Source organism: Paenibacillus sp. FSL R5-0810 (assembly GCF_038002285.1).
Classification (GTDB): Bacteria; Bacillota; Bacilli; order Paenibacillales; family Paenibacillaceae; genus Paenibacillus_AQ; species Paenibacillus_AQ lactis.
Genome location: NZ_JBBOCF010000001.1, coordinates 4,309,371 through 4,329,205, shown reverse-complemented (window position 1 = coordinate 4,329,205; position 19,835 = coordinate 4,309,371). Strand labels below are relative to the sequence as shown.

At 54.0% G+C, this 19,835-nt stretch carries 18 protein-coding genes and 1 pseudogene; 10 read left to right on the top strand and 9 right to left on the bottom strand.

Translation table 11 applies throughout. The features are described from left to right. The first annotated feature begins 26 nt into the window (after positions 1-26). Both MKX76_RS19250 and MKX76_RS19245 read left to right on the top strand, forming a co-directional pair. Positions 27-893, top strand: a complete 867-nt coding sequence (locus MKX76_RS19250; RefSeq protein ID WP_040740190.1) for a carbohydrate ABC transporter permease — start codon at positions 27-29, stop codon at positions 891-893. Next, positions 893-1,711, top strand: a complete 819-nt coding sequence (locus tag MKX76_RS19245; protein WP_341034463.1) for a carbohydrate ABC transporter permease — start codon at positions 893-895, stop codon at positions 1,709-1,711. Before MKX76_RS19250 ends, MKX76_RS19245 begins: the two co-directional genes overlap by 1 nt. A 213-nt stretch (positions 1,712-1,924) precedes the next feature. Here MKX76_RS19245 and MKX76_RS19240 read toward each other — a convergent pair whose 3' ends face one another. Next, the gene (locus tag MKX76_RS19240; protein ID WP_007132458.1) at positions 1,925-3,388 is read right to left on the bottom strand and encodes a carboxylesterase/lipase family protein; all 1,464 of its coding nucleotides are present in this window, start codon (positions 3,386-3,388) and stop codon (positions 1,925-1,927) included. Between the two features lie 364 nt (positions 3,389-3,752). Between MKX76_RS19240 and MKX76_RS19235 the strand changes: the two genes are divergently transcribed. The 4 genes from MKX76_RS19235 to MKX76_RS19220 all read left to right on the top strand — a co-directional run bounded on the left by MKX76_RS19235 (position 3,753) and on the right by MKX76_RS19220 (position 7,315). Then, a complete protein-coding gene (locus MKX76_RS19235; protein WP_007132457.1) occupies positions 3,753-4,751 on the top strand; it encodes a Gfo/Idh/MocA family protein in 999 nt (332 codons plus the stop codon). Next, positions 4,748-5,734, top strand: coding sequence for a Gfo/Idh/MocA family protein (locus MKX76_RS19230; RefSeq protein WP_341034462.1), 987 nt, complete (start codon positions 4,748-4,750; stop codon positions 5,732-5,734). The genes MKX76_RS19235 and MKX76_RS19230 overlap by 4 nt, the downstream gene beginning before the upstream one ends. A 232-nt stretch (positions 5,735-5,966) precedes the next feature. Next, complete coding sequence (locus MKX76_RS19225; RefSeq protein ID WP_341034461.1) at positions 5,967-6,872, top strand: AraC family transcriptional regulator; 906 nt, start codon at positions 5,967-5,969, stop codon at positions 6,870-6,872. A gap of 104 nt (positions 6,873-6,976) precedes the next feature. Further along, entirely contained in the window at positions 6,977-7,315 is a 339-nt protein-coding gene (locus MKX76_RS19220) for a hypothetical protein (RefSeq protein WP_341034460.1), read from the top strand. 512 nt (positions 7,316-7,827) lie between these two features. On the opposite strand, the gene MKX76_RS19215 is transcribed toward MKX76_RS19220, so the two are convergent. The 8 genes and pseudogenes from MKX76_RS19215 to MKX76_RS19180 form a co-directional block, all read right to left on the bottom strand. Next, positions 7,828-8,670: an undecaprenyl-diphosphate phosphatase gene (locus tag MKX76_RS19215; protein ID WP_007132453.1), complete on the bottom strand. Its 843-nt coding sequence runs from the start codon at positions 8,668-8,670 to the stop codon at positions 7,828-7,830. A gap of 135 nt (positions 8,671-8,805) precedes the next feature. Next, positions 8,806-9,417, bottom strand: coding sequence for a DedA family protein (locus tag MKX76_RS19210; protein WP_251535946.1), 612 nt, complete (start codon positions 9,415-9,417; stop codon positions 8,806-8,808). Positions 9,418-9,472: 55 nt separating this feature from the next. Next, complete coding sequence (locus MKX76_RS19205; RefSeq protein ID WP_144878033.1) at positions 9,473-11,410, bottom strand: ABC transporter permease; 1,938 nt, start codon at positions 11,408-11,410, stop codon at positions 9,473-9,475. Further along, entirely contained in the window at positions 11,385-12,155 is a 771-nt protein-coding gene (locus MKX76_RS19200; protein WP_251535944.1) for an ABC transporter ATP-binding protein, read from the bottom strand. Before MKX76_RS19200 ends, MKX76_RS19205 begins: the two co-directional genes overlap by 26 nt. Positions 12,156-12,255: 100 nt before the next feature. Beyond that, the gene (locus MKX76_RS19195) at positions 12,256-13,251 is read right to left on the bottom strand and encodes a HAMP domain-containing histidine kinase (protein WP_340897459.1); all 996 of its coding nucleotides are present in this window, start codon (positions 13,249-13,251) and stop codon (positions 12,256-12,258) included. Next, positions 13,248-13,939: pseudogene (locus MKX76_RS19190) on the bottom strand (response regulator transcription factor). Before MKX76_RS19190 ends, MKX76_RS19195 begins: the two are co-directional and overlap by 4 nt. 208 nt (positions 13,940-14,147) lie before the next feature. Beyond that, a complete protein-coding gene (locus MKX76_RS19185; RefSeq protein ID WP_340897458.1) occupies positions 14,148-15,704 on the bottom strand; it encodes a sensor histidine kinase in 1,557 nt (518 codons plus the stop codon). Continuing rightward, complete coding sequence (locus MKX76_RS19180; protein ID WP_341034459.1) at positions 15,701-16,354, bottom strand: response regulator transcription factor; 654 nt, start codon at positions 16,352-16,354, stop codon at positions 15,701-15,703. Before MKX76_RS19180 ends, MKX76_RS19185 begins: the two co-directional genes overlap by 4 nt. Before the next feature lie 241 nt (positions 16,355-16,595). Between MKX76_RS19180 and MKX76_RS19175 the strand changes: the two genes are divergently transcribed. The 4 genes from MKX76_RS19175 to MKX76_RS19160 all read left to right on the top strand — a co-directional run bounded on the left by MKX76_RS19175 (position 16,596) and on the right by MKX76_RS19160 (position 19,821). Then, on the top strand, positions 16,596-17,360 hold the full coding sequence (locus MKX76_RS19175; protein ID WP_007132445.1) for a pirin family protein: 765 nt from the start codon (positions 16,596-16,598) through the stop codon (positions 17,358-17,360). 345 nt (positions 17,361-17,705) lie between these two features. Further along, complete coding sequence (locus MKX76_RS19170) at positions 17,706-18,554, top strand: C40 family peptidase (RefSeq protein WP_144878039.1); 849 nt, start codon at positions 17,706-17,708, stop codon at positions 18,552-18,554. A 209-nt stretch (positions 18,555-18,763) separates the two neighbouring features. Beyond that, positions 18,764-18,961 (top strand): YwbE family protein, encoded by a 198-nt coding sequence (locus MKX76_RS19165; RefSeq protein ID WP_007132443.1) that lies wholly within the window; start codon positions 18,764-18,766, stop codon positions 18,959-18,961. A gap of 281 nt (positions 18,962-19,242) precedes the next feature. Beyond that, positions 19,243-19,821, top strand: a complete 579-nt coding sequence (locus tag MKX76_RS19160) for a hypothetical protein (RefSeq protein ID WP_144878040.1) — start codon at positions 19,243-19,245, stop codon at positions 19,819-19,821. Positions 19,822-19,835 lie beyond the last annotated feature (14 nt).

The window sequence follows — 19,835 nt, the reverse complement described above, 5'->3', positions numbered from 1 at the left end:
CAATGAACAATGAGGAGGATTCAAGCATGAACAAGCGGCTTATGCCTTACTATTTGATGACCGTACCGGCAGTTGTGCTGTTCTTCGTATTTCTGACCCTGCCTGCGCTGCAGGGCGTGTATTATTCCTTTACGAACTGGAACGGATTCGGCGACCATTATGATTTCATTGGAATCAAAAACTACGTGAATCTGTTCAAAGACGGCAATGTCGGCAACGCTTATTGGTTCACGTTCAAGTTCGCGGTCGTGGTCACGATTCTGATCAATATTCTCAGTCTCCTGATCGCCATGGGACTGAACGCAAAGATCAAGGCGAGGAATTTTTTTCGGGGCATCTACTTTCTGCCGAATATTCTCAGCGTCCTGATCGTCGGCTACATTTTCAACTATTTATTCTCGAACGTCTTTACGATATGGGGGCAGAACCTCGGCATTGGCTGGCTCTCGACCAACCTTTTGGGGAGCGAGCAGCACGCCTGGATCGGCATCGTCATCGTAGCAGTGTGGCAGGGCGTCGCCTATAATACGATTTTGTATTTGGCCGGGCTGCAGACGATTCCGGGCACGTTATATGAGGCCTCGAACCTGGACGGCGCGAACCGCTGGCAGGAATTCTGGAAGATCACCTTCCCGCTGATCGCCCCGTTCTTCACGATTAACATGGTGCTGGCGATGAAGAATTCCCTGATGGTGTTCGACCAGATCGTGGCGCTGACAAACGGCGGCCCGGGGCGTGCGACGCAGTCCATCTCGCATCTTATCTATACGGGGGGCTTCGAGGGCGGCGAGTTCGCGTATCAATCCGCCAACTCGGTCATTTACTTTATTCTGATCGCGGCCGTGTCCATTGCGCAAATCCGGTTTTTACAGCGAAGGGAGGCGGAGATGTAATGCGGACCAGAACCAATTGGCCGGTCATGATCCTCATCGCCTTGGGCACCGTGCTGATCCTGTTTCCGTTATACATGACGGTTACGATAGCGCTCAAATCGCCCCAGGATATGTTGACATCGGTGTTCGGCCTGCCGAAGGAGCTTCATTTCGAGAATTTCGCCAATGCGATCGCCATGACAAACTTCTTCAACGCGCTGGGCAACAGCGCCATGGTAACGACCGCAACGGTCGTCTTGACGCTGCTTACGAATTCGCTTGTGGCCTATGCGATTGCGCGTAACATGAACCGGAGGTTTTTCAAAGGGCTCTACTTTTACTTCATCAGCGCGATGTTCATTCCGTTTCCGATTATTATGCTGCCGCTGGTGAAATTGACGGCCGGCTTGAACATGACCAATCTGGTGGGACTGACGATTCTGCACACCGTCTATGCGCTCGCGTTCAACGTGTTTGTCTATGTCGGCTACATCAAGTCTATACCGGTTGCTCTTGAAGAAGCGGCTCGGGTTGACGGGACGTCCACGTGGGGCACGTTCTGGAGGATCATCTTCCCGATTATGGCGCCGATCAATGCAACGGTGGGCATCCTGATCTGCTTGTCCACCTACAACGACTTCCTGCTCCCGCTCATCATCATCAGCGACACGGATTCCTACACGCTGCCGCTGGTGCAGTACATTTTCCAAGGGCAGTTCAATACCGAATTCAATCTGGCCTTTGCTTCGTACCTGATGGCCATGCTGCCGATGATCATCATATATCTGTTCGCCCAGAAATGGATCATTAACGGTATTACGCAGGGAGCGGTCAAGTAGACGGAGAGATGGGATAATAAAAAATTAAATATGCTGTACGCCAAAAAAAGCTGTACGCCCTCGCGCTAAGTGGTTCATGCGCGGCGTACAGCTTTTGTTCGGTTAATCGATTGGAAAGCTTGTTCGAGATCCGGCTGCCCGAATGCTGTCTCGGTCCCGGTGCTTCTCAAATCGGGATTGACTAGGGAAATCATTCCGCCTTGCCCCGTAATTCTACAATCCCAGCATCATGCGCTTGTCCGAATCCGGATCGCTGGCAACCTCGCTGTGGCGGTTGAAAATCATCGTCGACCGTTCGCTCCGGTCGTACTGTGGCCAAGGCAGCGACGGCGTGTCCGGGGATCCGGTGCGGGCGAATGCGGCCCAGGCATCCTGCATCCGTTCTGCAAGCGACTGCGTGTCCCGGTCAACTTCAACGCCAATGTTGCGAAACAGTCGTACCGTGTTGAACACGAACGGGATTTCCAAAGCATGCATCGCTTTGCCGAGAACCGGATGCTCCGGGAGCGTCCAATCGAACCGGTACATCCAGACCGGAGCCTGCCCGCTGTGAGCTGCCGCGAATTGAACGGCAGAGCGCCAGAAATAGAGGTCGGTCATGATTTGGGCATGGCCATCAATGGTGTAAGGATATTGCTTCGTAAAGGCGCCCGCGTCCTGAATCCCGGTCATCGCTTCGACAGCATGCACCAGATGCTCTTCCTTGATCAGCGGCGAGTTAGGCCGGAAGAACAAAGCTCCCTCCTCGAGATTCGTTCCGATGAGCAGCGGCACGGATGCGGCTGACCCGGCCTGCACCGCCTGCAGCGGCTCTAGCGGCAGCGTGTCCGGCTCGACGACAGGCTGGAAGATCATGTTCACGCCGGGCCCGATCCGCTTCTTCAGTCGTTCCCCGGCCTCGAAAATCTGCTGCGCAGTCATGGCCTCCAGCTGATCCAGCCCATCGGCGGTTACGCCAAGCTCCTGGAGCAGGCCGTCGGCAATCTGCTGCGCCTGTCCCGAAGGCAGCGCCTGCGAAGCTCCACTCTGCATGATAGCTTGATGAAACAGCCCCTTGGCTGCCGGCATGGCGAGCAGCGCGGCAATGCTCATGCTGCCAGCCGACTCGCCGAAGACGGTAACCCGGTCAGGGTCCCCGCCGAATGCGGCGATATTGTCCTTAACCCACGTCAGCGCCGCAATCTGGTCCAGCAGACCGACATTGGAAGAGAGGGCTTCGTGAAAAGGGCTGAGATGGACAAAGCCGAACGGCCCCAGTCGGTAATTGATCGTGACCAGTATGACGTTTCCTCGCGTGGCGAAGGAATGGCCGTCATAAGTCGGCAGGCTGCCCGAGCCCGTTACAAATGCGCCGCCGTGAATCCATACCATGACCGGCAGCGGCTCCCCGGCTTGATGCCCGGGTGCCCATACATTCAGGTACAGGCAATCCTCGGACATCGTCTTCGTAACCGCACCGGTCATCATGCTGGAGGAGGATTCCACGGGCTGCGGGCACATTGGAGAGAACTGGCGTGCATCCAGAATCCCTTCCCAGGCTGCCGGCGGTACAGGAGGGCGGAAGCGAAGTTTGCCGATCGGCGGCTCTGCATAGGGGATGCCTCTCCATATGCGGACGCCGTTCTCCAAACGGCCTTCAATTCGTCCATACTTGGTTGATACAACGGGATTCGTCATATTGTTCTCTACACCCTTTCTCTCTTTCTTGTATCGGTAATTGTGTCTAAACATGAAGGATCCGGCAAGCGGCGCCCGAATTCGGAAGGAGGAACGGTAAAAGTCCGACGTGCATTGTTACTCCCCACCTCTTGCCCTGGATCGAAAATTCTGTGTTTATGGAAGCATCTATATACACTTTACCAAGTTAACGACCGGGTTTCAAAAAATGACATAATCCGTCTTCTTGAGCAGGAATGCGAAGAACGTTGAAGAATGTTATGTAGGTCAGCCATATTTTCAAAAGAAGGCACTACCGTCCTGGCCACCAACAAAAAAACGGTGCGAGGAGATCATCATTCAAGGATAATGGAGGTAATTTAACGTGAACATAGCGATCATAGGCTGTGGAACGATGGGAATGGCTTACGCGGGCAATCTTGCAGCCATGCCTGGAGTCAAGGTTACGGGTGTTGTAGACATTAACGCCGGGCGGGCGGAGAAGGCTGCAGCCGTGTCCGGTGCGAAGGCATATACGGATGTCGATACGCTCCTTCAGCAGGAAGAGTTGGAAACGGTTGCGATTTGCTTGCCGACCTATCTGCATAAACCGTTTGTCCTGAAGCTGGCGGAGAAGGGACTCCATATCATCTGCGAAAAACCTGCGGCGCTCACGCTAGAGGATGCGCTTGAAATGAAGGCTGCATGCGAGAAGCACGGCGTCCGGTTATTCATCGGGCATGTCGTGCGCTTCTTCCCGAATTATGCAAATGCTTACCGTCAAGCGCATTCGGGCGTGATCGGAACGGCGAAGATGGCCCACTTCAAGCGATACGGCTCCTATCCGAAGGGAATGGACGGCTGGTACAGCAATCATGATCAAAGCGGCGGTGTCATTCTGGATTTAATGATTCATGATATTGATTTTGCCTGCTGGTTGTTCGGCGAAGTAGAGTCCGTCTTCGCTTCCGTGATCAAACGGGAAGAGCCTGAGATGGAATATGCCCAGGTCACGCTTCGATTCAAAAGCAGCGCAATTGCGAACCTAACCGGATACTGGGGTTATCCCGGACCGTTTACAACCCAGTTTGAAATTGCGGGAGACCAGGGGATCATCCGGTTTGACAGCAATCAGGTGCAGTCGCTGGATATCAAGCTTGCCGCCGGACCGTCGGGAGAACAGGCAGCCGTTCAGATTCCTTCAAGCCCCAGCCTCCACGATCCGTATTATGATGAGGTGCAGCATTTCATCAAGTGCATTCAAGACGGCAGCGAACCTAGGGTCAGCGCGGCGGATGCCTGCTATGCGGTAGAAATCGCTTTGGCGGCAGAGCGTTCGGCCCGGACGGGACAGCCTGTGATTATGGGAGGGAATGCATCATGAACAAAATTAAAGTCGGATTTATCAGCTTTGCCCATATGCATGCGGTCAGCTATTTGAATTCCATGCAGAAACGGGAAGACGTTGAGGTGGTCGGCATTGCCGATGAGAATGCGGAGCGGGTACGCCCTTACTCGGTGGAGCGGGGCATTCCGTATTATGCGAATTACGATGAACTATTGGCACAAGATTTGGACGCCGTTGTGATCTGTTCCGAGAATGCCCGTCATGCGGAGATCACGAAGCGGGCGGCGGCTGCGGGCAAGCACGTTCTCTGCGAAAAGCCGCTCGGGCTGTCCGAATCCGAGATGCTGGATATGATTCAGACCTGCAAGGACAACGGCGTGCAGCTGATGACGGCTTTCCCGTGCCGGTTCATTACGTCGGTCCGGCAGGCGAAGGAAGCGATCGACGCCGGTCAGATCGGCGAGATCTTGGCGATGAAGGGAACCAACCGGGGCACCATGCCGGGGGGATGGTTTATCGAGCGCGAGCATTCCGGCGGCGGAGCGGTGCTGGACCATACCGTTCACGTAATGGATTTGATGCACTGGTTTACCGGCAGCGTCGCGGAGGAAGTGTACGCCCATGCGGAAACACTGTTTCATGAAACCGATATTGACGATGCCGGCATGGTCCATGTCAAATTTGCAAACGGCGTTGTGGCTGTTCTTGATCCAAGCTGGTCCCGAAACCGGACCTTCCCGACATGGGGGGATGTCACGCTGGAGATCATCGGTACCAAGGGCGTGATTAACATCGATTCGTTCGCCCAGAAGAACGATGTGTACAGCGATATCACGGGCAAAGCCGCCTGGAGCTTCTGGGGGGACGATATGGATGAAGGGCTCATTAACAGCTTCGTGGACAGCATTCGGGACGGCAAGCCGGTTGCGATTTCCGGTGAAGACGGATATTATTCGGCGCGGGTGGCGCTGGCGGCGTATGCATCGGCAAGCTCGAAACAAACGGTCCGCCTGAAGTAAGGGATTTCCCCGCACCTTCCGGTTCAGAAACCTAAAGTTCCAGCGGTATCTGTTCCGGGACTGCCTCAGTGGCAAATAGGCGAATCAACGGGTTTTAGCTGCATACCGCACCGCATACCCTAAAAATTCGAAGAAAGGCCTCTTTGATTGAAGAGGTCTTTCTTTTTTGGCAAAAAAGATCAAAAATGACGACGCTCGTTTTGTTATCCTTAGGGGCAAAGGAGGGCCCGCCTTGAACACGAAACAGATTATCCAAAAAAGCATTGCGTATATGGAGCAGCATCTGGAGCAGCCGCTGACGCTGGCGGATATCGCCTCGTATGCCGGATTTTCACCGCACCATTTTCACAGACTGTTCCGGCGAGAGGTCGGCTTGAATATTGCGGACTATTTGAGAAGACGCAGGCTGGCTTTGGCAGCGCAGCTATTGCTCCACACCGAGACGCCGATCATCGATATTTCGCTGCACTGCCACTTTGAGAGCCAGGAGTCTTTTACGCGAGCGTTTAAGAAAATGTACGGCATTCCGCCCGGACGCTACCGGAAAATCTTCTTGCTCCACGCGCAAAGCTCAATCCAAGCCAAGGGAGATGATAACATGAATCAACAAGCAAACAATCCATCCGCTCTAAAGGGCTGGTTCCTGAGCGGAAGCCACCCGCAGGATTATGAAATGGGAGTCGATCGGACCGTCGTGCACCAAGGTAGCGCATCCGGTTATTTACGCGCCCTGACGCCGATGGACCCCGGCGCTTTCGCCACGATGATGCAGCAGTTCAAAGCCGATAAATACAGGGGGAAGCGGATGAGATTCTCCGGCTTTGTCAAAACCGACAACGTCGCCGAGTATTGCGGCTTGTGGATGCGTATCGACAACCACGCCGAGGACGTGCTGCAGTTCGATAACATGCACGACCGCCGCATCACCGGAAGCACGAATTGGAACCATTACGCCATTGTGCTGGATGTACCGGAGGAGAGCGCCACGATCTCGATCGGCGTACTCCTGATGGGAGCGGGCCAGGTATGGGTGGACAGCTTCCGATTCGAAGAAGTGGACCTGAGTGTCCCAACCACCCATTTGGACGTACATTATGAGCTGTTGGACGAACCGTCCAACCTGTCATTTGAAGAGTAGGGCGATTGCGCCCATTGGCGCCAGCGAACCGGATCATTGGCACCGAAAAATTGGGGACTGACAAAATGCACTTAATCACCGTTGAGGAAAAGGAGAGCGCAGGCATGAAAGTCATTACATTATGCGGGTCGACCAGGTTCAAGCCTCAATTCCGGGAGGCTGAGGCGGCCCTGACGTTGAGCGGGCATATCGTGCTCAGCGTCGGTTTTTTCGAGCAGAGCGACGGCATCGACATCACGCCGGAGCAGGAGGCGCGGCTTAAGGAGCTGCACTTCCGTAAAATCGACATGTCGGACGAGATCTACGTCATCGATGTGAACGGATATATCGGTGAGAGCACCCGGGGCGAGATCGAATACGCAAGCTCGCAGGGGAAAGCGGTGTGCTACTATTCCAAGGAGCCGCTGATCCAGCCAGAGGGTGTAACCAATACGGATAGGTGAAGCCCTGCTAAACGGTGAGCAGACCGTAAGGGGCGTAACCAAACCGCATTGGGTGAAACTGGTCTTCGCTATAGGTGGAGCATACGATGCGGAAGCTTTCGGAGCGAATATGCGTGCGGAGACAAGAGAGAGAGAAGGGACTCCCCTTACGTACTGCCCTAAGTGCAGCTATTGACTTCCCCAAAGCCCTGGCACAACAAATAGCCTCCCTCGAAACGCTCATTAACAACAAAAAGGAGGGCAAGAGGTGAAATCTTGCCCTCCTTTATTTCCCCCAACATAGGCAGCGGGATGTTGCAGCTCTTCTTGTGCGCACCAGCGGAGCGGACGAATCGATTCCGTAGAAGCGTAGCGTTCGCCTGAAAGCTTTCCGAAGGAAAGCTCGCATCGGAAGCATAGGCTGTCGACGGATTTCCCCTATACCAATGACAATTCGAGAAATTCGTCGACAACAGCGATCGCAGGAACGATACGTACGCGAAGCGTCTCCGGCGCGTGATACTCTCGTATTCTTACAGATAAAGCACAAGCGCAATAACCGCTGCCAGCACAATACGGTAAATCGCAAACGGCACCAGCTTGATCCGGTTAATCAGCTTCAGGAAGAAGCGGATCGAGATCAGCGCGAACACGAAGGCCGCCAAGAACCCGGCGATGAAGAACGGCAGTGCATCCATCGTGAAATACTCCCAGTTTTTCAGCAAGGACAGCAGGCTTGCCCCGAACATGATCGGCACAGCCATGATGAATGTGAAGTCGGCCGCTGCGCGGTGGCTCATGCCGAGCATGACGCCTCCGGAGATGGTGGAGCCTGAACGGGAGAAGCCCGGCCAGAGCGATAGACATTGAATCAGGCCGACACTGAAAGCCTGCTTGTACGTAATTTGATCGACCGTTACGACCTTCGCTTCCTTGTTCGAACTCATTTTGTCAGCGAGGATCATAAAGATCGCCCCGAGAACAAGGCCGATCAGCACCGTTTCCGTCGAGAACAGATGCTCGTCGATGAAGTCTTCGAACAATACGCCCAGCACGCCAGCAGGAATCAAGCCGACGATCACTTGGCTCAGCTTCAGGCGGCCGGTACCGGCGGGAGCGCCAGCTTCGGGCTTTTTGCGCTTCAGGCCGAGAAGATCAAGAAAGCGATCTTTAAACACGACAACGACCGCGAGGATCGAGCCAAGCTGAATGACGACCTTAAAGGTGTTGGCTACGTATTTCGTAAGAAACTCTTCGGATTTCAGCCACATGTCGTCCACGATGATCATATGGCCGGTAGAGGAAACGGGAGCGAACTCGGTCAGTCCCTCGACGATTCCCAGAATGATTGCTTTGAGGATAGTTATAAAATCCATGACCTACAGTCTCTCCCTTACTAAAAAATAAAAATGTAAAAATGCAGCGCCGTTAATGATTTATCGCATGAAGAAGCCGGAGGTCGACCGGTCACGCGGACCTCACGTACCATAATTGTTCACATGATGCGATTATTAAGCGGATTTTCTCCGCTTGCGGAAAAAGATAATCAGGAATGCGATAACGGCCACAGCTATTACAGCATAAGCGATATTGGAGTATACGTCCATGAAGGCGACGATATCTTCCCAGGATTCGCCAAGCGCGGCGCCGACCGAGACCAGAATGACGTTCCAGATCAAGGTGCCGATCGTGGTGAAGAGGAGGAACATGCCGAATTTCATGTTGGACATGCCCGCCGGGATGGAAATCAGGCTCCGGATCAGCGGAATCATGCGGCAGAAGAGCACCGTCCAGTAGCCGTATTTATCGAACCATGCATCCGCTTTGCGGATATCTTCTTTTTTCACACGGAGAATATGTCCCCAGCGATCCACGATCTTCTCGAGCCGCTCCACGTCCAGCAGGCGGCCGATACCGTACAGGATGACGGCTCCGACGACGGAACCGATGGTCGCGGCGAGAATAACGCCGGGGACGCTAAGCTTGGTATAGGTGGTCATAAACCCACCGAAGGTGAGAATCACCTCGGACGGAATCGGAGGAAACACGTTTTCCAGGGCGATCATCAGGAATATCCCGACATAGCCGAATTGCTCCATAATATCCGTAATCCAGTTTTCCAAAAGTTACACCTCTTTCACATAGTTAAAGGCCTGGGAGCGTCGATCGCTGGTCCTCTTAGATCAGGGTCTGCTTCAGCTTGCGCAAATACTGGCTTCGAATAAAGTAGAAGTACAGGATCTGCATCATGAGGAAGCTCAGCAGCACGATACCCATTTCGGCCGCAATGGACAGATAGAAATAGCTTTGCAGCGCGATGAACGCAAAGATGCTGTGCGTGATCGCAAGTCCGATCGGAACGAAAAAGAGCAGAGCCAGCTGTCCGGTGACGATTCGCCGAAACTCCCTGTCCGTCATGCCAAGCCGCGAGATGGTGGCATAATGCCTGCGGTCATAGTCAAGATCGGCATACAGGCGGAAATACAGGAAGCTGCCGGCAGCGATAAAAAATACGGTTCCGACGAGCAAAGCGGCAAAAAGCAGCATATTGTACAGGCTATCGCGCAGGGCGAAGAGGGTTCCGCTTACGGTAAGCGCGTAAGGACGGTTCATTTCATAACGGACGGCCCCTCTGGGCGCAAGCTGGGATGCGACGCCCTCCGTCTGCCGGAAATCCTCGATGTAAAAGCCGGTGTACCGTTCTGTCCGGGAAGGAGGGATGCGCTCAAACATGTTATCGCTGATGACCAGACCGCCAAAGCGGTCGTCTCCATCCAGCTTCGGAAGCAAATATTCCGGGACGCCGGCATGCTCCGAATACCCGACCTCGCGCAGCCGGATATCCGTATCCGGAATCTGGTACGATACATGGTGCCGGGTCCGGATATAGGCCCGGTCGTTCTGCGATGCGACAAGGACAAGGGCAGCGTCAGCCTCCAGCGGAGGCTCGTTAAACGGCAGTCCGGCCATCAGGACAGCCTCCTTGTAGTCGGAGAAGGACAGCAGGGTGAGCGGGACCTCCGACCGGGAAGAATCGGGATTGGCTTCGGTATATTTAACGTGAAACGACAACGTTTCAAACGGTATTTTACGTTCATCCAGCTCCTGCCGGATGGTCTGAAGATGCTCCCTCTCGGCGGTGTTTCCTTCCTTGGCGATGTAGCCGATGGAGGCAGGGAAATCCTCGTTAAATTGCTTGGTGAGCACCGGGATGGAGGCGAACACGCCGACCGAGCAGAACGAGACGGCCAGCACGATGGTGACCATGGCAAACATCTGGGCATTGTCCTTCAGCCTGTAGTGCAGGCTGGACAGCAGGATCAGCTTGGTCCGTTTCCAGGTAAATCGGCGGCTGTTCTTCATTCGCCGCACCAGGGCTACGCCAAGCTGCGAATAGAACAGGTAGGTGCCGAGCATCGTCATTAAGGTTACCGGAAACATCCGCAGAGCAAGCGTAGACGCCGTGGTCGTGGCCGCCAGCGTGTAGCTGACGATCAGCAGGACGGCTGCGAGAACGGACAGCCAGGGCGACGTCTTCGGAGCTGTCTTCGGACGCTGCCCGGATTGGAACAGGTCGATGAGCGCCTTGGGCCGCATGAGCCTGGAGGTGAACATTGAAATCACGATGAACAGCAGCACATAGCTGGCGATGGTCAGCCCCAGCGCCCGCAGCGACAGGCGAAACGGCAGGGGAGGCACCCCGAGAAAAGCCGAGCCGGCCATGAGGAACAGCTTGCCGGTGATGATGCCGGACAAGATCCCGGTCGCGATGGCGCTTATGCCGATGATCATGTTTTCCAGGAACACCATCTGGTTGAATTGGCGGTCAGTCATGCCGTGCATGAACAAAATGCCGAACTCGCGCTTTCGCGTCTTCAAAAACGCCCCCACTGAATACAGCACGAAGAAGAACGAGAACACGTACATGATAAGCTCGGCGCCAACCATGGCCTGAATAACAACCGGATAGAACATTTGCCGAGAAAGCTCCGGATGAAACAAAAACAGGGAGCACACAAAGAAAATCATGACCGAAAATGCACTGCTCAGGAAGTAGGCTGCATACGTCCGTTTATTCCTCAAGACATTTCTAAAAGCGAATTGTCGAAAGGTCATGGCTTCCTCCTCCCAGCAGGGCGAGCATATCGATAATTTTCTGGAAAAAAGCCTGGCGGTTGTCGCCGCAATACATTTCATTATATAATTGCCCGTCCTTGATGAACAAGACGCGGTCGCAATAGCTGGCGGCAACCGGGTCGTGCGTCACCATCAGCACGGTGGCGGAAGCCTCCCGGCTGGCGGCGGACAAGGTCTGCATGACGTCCTTGGATGCCTTGGAATCCAGATTCCCTGTCGGCTCGTCGGCCAGGATGAGGGACGGCTCTTGAATGAGCGCCCGGGCAATGGCGGTCCGCTGCATCTGCCCCCCGGATATTTCATAGGTGCGCTTGTGCAGGATAGGCTCGATAGCGAGCTGACCGCAGATTCGTTTCAGTTTAGCTTCCATTTCAACTAAAGGCATCCCCTCCATGGTTAGCGGCAGCACGATATTTTCCTCGACTGTCAACGTATCGAGCAGGTTGAAATGCTGGAACACGAAGCCCAGCTCCCGGCGCCGGAACAGTGCCATCTCGGTCCGGTTCAGCAGATGGGGATTGCGTCCGCCGATGATGACCTCGCCCGCCGTCGGCTGATCGATGGTGGCGATCAGGTTCAGCAGCGTCGTTTTGCCGCTGCCGGACGGGCCCATGATCCCGACGAACTCTCCTTTTTCAACCGCGAAGTGAATGTTGTTCAGCGCTTGGAACGCCACTTTGCCTTCGTAGATTTTGGATAGGTGCTTGACGCTAAGGATCGGCATAACTTCACTCCTTGTGTACGTTGCTATCATTGTAAAATACCTGCATCCGGCTCCGCCATGTCCGTAACTTACAGTTTCCTTACAACCTTGTAAGGTTTTTTTAGCGAACGGAACGTTCAAAAATAATGCGGACCGTGGTGCCCTCACCCACCTTGGATTCAATCTCCAAAGCATGACCGAGCTTGTCCAGTATCTGTTTCACAAGATAAAGCCCCATGCCTGTCGACTCCTGGAACCGGCGTCCGTTCTCTCCGGTGAAGTAAGGGTCAAAGACGCGCGGCAAGTCGCTTGCGGGAATGCCTATGCCTTCGTCCCGGATTTCCAGCACGGCCTGCTCACCTCGCGCATAGCCGGTCAGATGGACCGTGCCTTGCTCCTTTAGCGTATACCGAACCGCGTTCGTCAAAATCTGCGTGAGCACGAAGGACAGCCACTTCTCGTCCGAGGCGGCCGTCAAGCCGCTCTCGATCCGTACGGCGGGATAGATTCGGCGCCGGATGAACAGCCGTTTCTGTTCGGAGGTTACCCCGCGGACGACCTGCTCCAGCGGCAGCTGCTCAACATAGAAATCATGCTCGAAGGTATCGAGCCTTGCAGTGTATAAGACAAGGTCGAGGCCTTTTTTGAGCCGGTCGAGCTCGTCGCCGATGGCGGCGAAGCGCGGGTCGTCATCGTCCTGAAGGATCAGGTGGATGACCGAGATCGGTGTTTTCATCTGATGAGCCCACTGGTTGATAAAGTGGAGATGTCCCTCGATTTTATGCTTATAGTTGTGCAGTTCGGTCGAGTACTGGCGGAATTGGCTGCGCAGAAGCTGCTGCAGGGCTTCGGCAAGCGGCGTATGGGAGGATTCGGCCGAGGATTCGCCGGTAACGGCTTCGCCCGCGATCGGCTGGGCAAGCCGGCGGTAGAAGGAGCGGTTGGCGATATAGCGGAATGCCAAATAGCCCAGCAGCAATAGGAGGCTGATCATGTAGGCGTACAGGACGACCTTGCCGTTGCGGTAGCCGTCCAGCCGGTAGATAAGCGATACGAGCAGCAGCTGGGCGATGTAGACGACGATTAAAGGACGCTGCTCTTGCAGGAACAGTCTCATGCGTCATCCCTCCAGTTCGGTATGAGGCGATAGCCGCGCCCGCGTACGGTTTGGAGTCCTTCTTGGATGCCAAGCGCCGCCAGTTTTTTGCGAACACGGGTGATGTACACATTTAGCGTATTATCATCAACGAAGGCCTGGTCATCCCAGATTTTCTCAAGCAGGCGGTCACGGCTGACAACCTGCTCGGGCTTCTTCATCAGCTCGTCCAAAATTTTAGCCTCCGTATGGCTGAGCTCGGTATGAGCCTGATCCAGCGACAGGGAGAGACGCTCGACGTCCAGCGTAAGGCCAGAAACGGACAGCGTCCGTTCGTTGTGCCCGGCGCGTAGGCGCGGCGAAGCTGGCTCTTGATCTTGGCCATGGCGATCTCGTAATCGAACGGCTTGGTAATGTAATCGTCCGCACCGTTTTCAAGCGCCATCACTTGGTCCATCTTGCCGTCGCGGGCCGAAATGAAAATAATCGGGCAGGTGGAGAGGCTCCGGAACTGACGGCACCAGTAATAACCGTCGTACTTGGGCAGATTGATATCCAGCAGCACGAGATGGGGATCGAAGTCCTCGAATTGATCGCGGACCGTTTCGAAATCATCCACGGACTGGGTCGTATATCCGAATTTATGAAGATGCTCTTTCAGCAGGCTGACGAGACGGGTGTCGTCCTCAACAATCAAGATTTTGAACATATCGATAAAATTCCCTTCAATTGACATTGTACTAACGTCTGTTATTGTACCAAATTGTCAGGTTACAGGGAAAAGCAAAGGGACTGTCCAACCGGATTTTTTGGAAATGAAAAACCCTGAAGACAGCCCCTATGCAGGCTCGAAGTATGGCCACCAGGCCTCACGAGCGCAAATACGAAGAACGATGGAGATTATCTCGCTTCGGTCCCTATTCCGCCGGCCATTCCGCGCGAAATGCACTTCCCTTACCGAGGGTGCTGGCGGCGGTCAAGCTCCCGCCGTGCGCAGTCATGATGGAATGGGCAATGGCCAGTCCGAGGCCAGCCCCGCCCTGGATGCGGGCTCTTGATCGGTCAATGCGGTAAAAACGTTCGAACAGATGGGGAAGATGCTCTTCCGGAATGCCGGGCCCATTATCGCTTACGATGAGCACGGCGTGATCTCCTTGCTGCTTCAAGGCTACGGTAATAGCGCCATCGATTGGGTCGGTGTGCTGGACAGCGTTTTGAAAGAGGTTGTAGATGACCTGCTTCAGCTTGTCGGGGTCGCAGCGGCCTTGGACAGGAAGGGGCTGAAACGCTACGGCTCTGTTCTGGGCGAGCATTCGCAAATGCGGCTCCATTTCGCGGAGCAGCAGATCCAGTCTTGCGTGTTGAACCTGAAGCTTCGGCCTCTGGTCAAGCTTGGCCAGCAGCAGCAGATCCTCGACCAGCTTCTTCATTCGCCGGGATTCCCCGTGCATGCTGGAGAGCGCCGCATGCAGCTGTTCCGGGTGATCGGCCGCCCCGCGCAGCAATACTTCCAGGAAGCCGTGAATGGAGGTAAGCGGCGTTCGCAGCTCATGCGAAGCATCGGCAACAAACCGCCGCATGTGCTCTTTCGCCTCCCGTTCGGCTTCGAAAGCATGCTCCAGCCGTTCGAGCATGCCGTTGAACGACTCGGCCAGACGGTCGATTTCCTGCTGGCCTTGGGCTGCCGGAAACCGTTCCGCCAGATTCCCGGCATCGGTGCGCTTGACCGTATCCACGATCCGGTTCAGGGGCAGGAGCGTCCGGCGAAGCAGAGGCAGATACAGCGCCACGCCCCCCGCCATCGCGAGAAAGGCGAGCAGAGCGAAGATGACCAGCTGCCGCATCAGCACGGCATGCAGCGCGTCCGTATCGATCCCGAGCTGAAGCAGGCCGGTGGGGGATCCCGGAGTTCCCAGCGGCCGGAATACGATCAGCTGCTCGTTGCCATCGGCATCGTCGACAACCTTGTATTTCACGGGCCGGTGCTCCTTGAACTCCTGAAGGATTTGACTATAGGTATCTGGTGATAGCTTGGGAGCGGACCGTCCGCTGCTATCCGAGGACAGATCGGTATGGCTGCCGTTCGTTTCTATTCGGGCAAGCGACATGTTCGGCAGAAACATCAGAGGTCTCTCCGAACGCGGCGGAGATGTCCAGCCCTTGCCTGCATGATCCGCCGTATCCTTCGAACCGCCTGTCATTTCGTCCTCCGTATTGTCGGCGCCGGGGCCGGATATCGCTTGCCGCGCGGCGTTCCCAAGATCCGGATCCCACAGCTCCCTTGGGATCGAGCGAAGCTGCAGGGCCAGCGCTTCCGCCTGGTTCTGCAGCATGGCGTTCTTCATCCAGACATATTGCAGCATGCCGATCAGAATCAGCAGCACCGCGAGGACAATGAGGGATCTGGACAGCAGCTGCATGCGCAGCGATCTAGGCCCTTTGAGCCGCAGCCGTCGCTTGGTTTGCTGGCTCATGGCAGGTCCACGCGGTATCCCGCCCCGCGCAGCTTCTCACGCAGCGATCGGATGTACACTTCCACGATATTATCCTCTCCGCCGAAATCATAGTTCCATATGATATTCAAAATATTCGTCTTGCTAAGCACGGTGCCGTGCTTGGTTACAAGCAGCTTCAGCAGCTTATATTCCGTAGGCGACAGCCCGAGGGCCACTCCGCGAAAAGCGATTTCCTTCTTGCGATCGTCAATGACAAACGGCCCCAGCCGAATTTCTCCGAGCAGGCTGGGGAACTGATTGCGAAGCCGCGCCTGGATGCGGGCAAGCAACTCCTCGAAGCTGAACGGTTTGGCCATATAATCATCGGCCCCGATCAAGAGTCCTTTGACTCGGTCATCGATTTCATCCTTCGCCGTCAGCATGATGATCGCAATGTCCGCTTCTTCCTCCTTTAACCTGCGGCACACCGTTAGACCGTCGGTTCCGGGCATCATGACATCAAGAATAATGACATGCGGCTGATAGCTGTGCACGGCCGCCAGCGCGCTTTCCCCGTCAAACGCCGTCTTTACATCAAAGCCCTCATTGCGTAATCCGAGCTCCAAAAATTGCAGGATATGCGGCTCGTCATCGACGAGCAATACGCGAATTCCGTTGAATGATTCCATCTCTTACAGCGCTCCCCTATCTGTTAGCTAAAGCCTATCATAAGTAGTCTAACTGAAGCCGAGCTGAACCTAACCTGAAAAAAAACTAAAAAATCGACTGCTGCATTAAAACGGAGACAGGGAAAAATAGGATGTTGATATATAATCTGTTATCAGCGATGCTATCTTGAAGTCGAGATGATCTGGGCAAGTCACCTGTTCATAGGGAATTTGCGGGATAGGTTAAAGGGGGAGACTGAACATGATAGGCAAAGTATATATGCCGGAGAACTATGGGAAAGGCTCTTTAGACGGAGGAAGAATTGCCGAGCTGAAGCCGATCGGCCTCTCAGGGGAAGGGTCAGCCGTGAATCGTGTCGGGCCGATATTCTACTGGTCTTGGTTTCGTTCGCCTATCGAAGGCACTGTGGGAGAACATCCTCATCAAGGATTTGAAATCGTAACTTATATGATACAGGGCACTGCGGTGCATCAGGATTCGCAAGGCCTGCGCGGCGAAACGGGAGCCGGAGGCCTGCAGCTGATGAGAGCGGGCTCGGGGCTGAAGCATGAGGAGCATTATACCGGACCGGATGCGGAAGGCTTTCAAATTTGGCTTGAGCCTTATCTGCGCGATTCGCTGAAGCAGAATCCGGCCAGCCGGCAGTATCGGCAGGACGTGTTTCCGGTGAATCGAATTCAAGGGGGCTCGGTGACGACGTTAATTGGCAGCGGTTCCCCGGTCGACGTATCGGTGGATGCAAGGATGCTGGATATTCAGATTTTAGCCGGACATGAAGCCAAGTATGAATTGAAGCCCGGAAGGTATGCTGCCGCATTGACGGTTCGGGGGAAGGGCAAATTCAATTCAGGAGAGGACGAGCTGGTTTTCCATCATCGGGACTTTGTAGTCATGAAATCAGAGGAGGGAGAATGGCTGACCCTTAAGGCTCAGGACAATCTGCGCATGATTCTTATCGATGTGCCGGAAGATCCTGGATACCGGCTGTACGCCAAGAGGCCATAAAGCCCTAAAGATTACAAAATTGTAGTGGAATAAGATATAAGTCGTGCGATAAACTAGAGTTTGTCTGATAGGAAAACGATCGGACAAGCTCTGATTTTATCCCTTCCGCATTCGAATACTACCGTAAGAATAAAGACCCAGCATACCGAAGAACGTTTAGGACGCTTCCGGTGCATGGGTTATTTTGGCATTTATTTCTTCAAATATGTGTTATTTATTCAAAATACAGGTCTAAAAAGCGACTAAAGTCCTCCTCTTTACCAATACTTGGCATGCTATTTTATGAAAATAGTTGCATGCGTCCCGAGACATAGCCTGTCTATAATGATTGCGGGATCACGAAATATGACAATTTCGTCATTCCTAAAATCAAACGAGACGGGGGAGATTCATATTTTCTCGAAAACAAGTGTTAAAAGATTGATGGCCGGAGCACTACTGTCAGCAGCTGTTCTTGGTTCTTACGGATATGGGTCTGTGAATGAGGTTGCTGCTGCAAGCGTGCAGTCTGCAGCTAGCGGCGTAGCGAATGCGAATGTATATATGCGCAGCCAGCCTTCGACGTCGGGCAAAGTGCTTGACCGTGTCTATAAAGGCGACAGCGTTCAAATTCTGGGTGTCAGCTCGGGATGGTATAAAATTAAAAATTCGGACGGCAAACAAGGGTATGCTTCTTCCAAGTTCATTACCCAGAAAAGCGGCTCCTCAAACTCCAATTCCGGAAGCGGTTCGGAAAGCGCTGCCAAGCCGTCCGCCAATGCCAGTGTTGAAAAAGTCATCAGCGCAGGCATGAAGTACCTGGGTACACCATACGAATTCGGCTCCAACCGCAGCTCAACCAAGACCTTTGACTGCTCGGCATTCGTCCGCCGCGCATATATGGACGGAGCCGGCATTACACTCCCGGGCAACTCCCGGACTCAAGGCCAATGGATCAAGGATAAAGGAACCGATGTATACAACATCAGCCAATTGAAGCGGGGCGACCTCGTGTTCTTTATGAGCTACAGAGGCTCTTCGGCATCCGCGTATGCCGGTGTAAATAAAGCAACTCAGCGAATTACGCACGTAGCGATTTACTTAGGCGATAACAAGCTGCTGCATACGTACTCCAAAAAATCCGGAGGCGTCCTGGTAGGCGAGTTCAGCAGTTCCTGGAAGAACCGCTTCCTCTATGGCGGCAGCGTACTGTAACACCAATATGAATCGTCATATCTTTATCATATGTGTCTGACAATAGGGCCGTTCCTTGAATGGATGTTCGTATCCAAGAAGGGGCGGCCCTGCTGTGCGTAGGGAAGGCATAAGACGGGTATTTGCAATTGAAAGCCGTATTCAGTATGGTGTACATAACTTTCATTGCATCAGAGGCTATACACCACATGAACAGGAGTGATCAGAAAATGAATGGCGGACAGCGTTCCAACATCAAGCCGGGACTTGAGGTGGATATCGTATTGAAGCAGGATCAGCGAACAGGGAAGCTTACACGCGGCGTGGTTAAGGACATATTGACCAATTCTCCCAGCCACCCGCACGGCATCAAGGTTCGGCTGCAGGATGGACAAGTCGGGCGCGTTAAACATATCTACGAGCCGTAAACGCCTCGGCCCATGGGCCGAGAAAGATTCTTTAAATCGATGATGCACAGCGTCTTACCGATGATGGCCATTCGTGGTCCGGTTTTTGGTGCAGGCCCGCGTTGCCGCTTGAAAGTCCTTGAAAGTCCCTCATAGAGTTCACGATATGGTCATGTGAAGCTAAGTTTGGAAGCCGTTATTGGAGCTCCTCCATGTGGGAGGGATTTCCAAAAACGGTTTTTTTTAATTGAGCATGCAACATTGTTCCCGCTTCGGCCGTCTGGAGGTTGAGGTGATCAAATATGCGAAAATACCTGATAGCTGCGGCTATTGTGATGCTATTTATAACGGGATGCGCCCAGAAAGGAGAACCTGCGCCTGCCAAGCCTGAGCCTGCCTCAGATCAAGCAGTCCGGCCCAGCCGTACCGAAATGAAGGAAGGGGATTTCGTCTACCGACTGGTCAGCGAAAGCGAGCGTTACGGTCAAGGAGAGAAGCTAAAGATTTATGCAGAGCTTGAATATGTCGGGGAACAGGATGAGATTACCATTGGCCATGCCGCCTCTCCTTTCTATTTTCCGATGAAGGAGCTGACCCGAAATTACAGCATTGACTATATGATGAACGAGCCGTACATTACAACGACCCTGAAGAAGGGGGAGCCGTTGCGGGAGGATTATACAGGCAGCGGAGGTTATAGCGAACAGGATACGAAGGATTATCAAAATTTCATACGTTCCTTGAAGGATGGATTTCCCGAGGGACGTTATGTCGTGTATGGCTCGGCTGATTTCGTGATTCACCCGGCCGAAGGAGAGACGGGCGAAGAACCCGAAAAGTACAAGATTCAGGCGGAGATTGAATTTGAGGTAAGCCCGTAAGCAAGGCGGCGGGG